We start from the raw sequence: 537 nt of genomic DNA on the forward strand, positions 1-537 counted from the left end.
CAGAATTTCACGTTGGACCACCACGTCTAGTGCCGTAGTTGGTTCATCCATGATGATCATCTTCGGATTCAGAGCCAGAGCAATAGCGATAACCAAACGCTGACGCATACCACCAGAGAACTGGTGAGGGTAATCGCTCAAGCGGCTAGGGTGAATATCAACAATTTCCAATAGGCCTTCTGCGCGAACTCTTGCTTGAGCTCGAGTGAGTCCTGTGTGGCGCATGATCACGTCACAGAACTGTTCTTCCATAGTGAGAACTGGGTTCAGCGCGTTCATCGCACTTTGGAATACCATCGACATTTCACTCCAACGGAATGATTGCATGCGTTGATCACTGTATTGGAGGATGTCTTCGCCATTGAAGATAACTTCACCTCCGGTGATAAACGCTGGCGGCTTATGTAAGCGCATGAGCGAGAAAGCAACGGTTGATTTACCACAGCCTGATTCACCAGCCAGACCAAAGACTTCGCCCGGTGCAATATCAAAGCTTACGTTGTTACAGGCGCGGACATCGCCCGCATCTGTAATGTA

1 protein-coding gene is annotated in these 537 nt (G+C 49.3%); it reads right to left on the bottom strand.

From position 1 onward, the window contains the following. Nucleotides 1-537, bottom strand: a 537-nt coding sequence (locus R8O10_RS27150) for an ABC transporter ATP-binding protein (RefSeq protein WP_318192219.1), incomplete at both ends; no start/stop codon positions are given.

The sequence above is a fragment of the Vibrio sp. 1727 genome, from assembly GCF_033344415.1.
GTDB lineage: Bacteria > Pseudomonadota > Gammaproteobacteria > Enterobacterales > Vibrionaceae > Vibrio > Vibrio alginolyticus.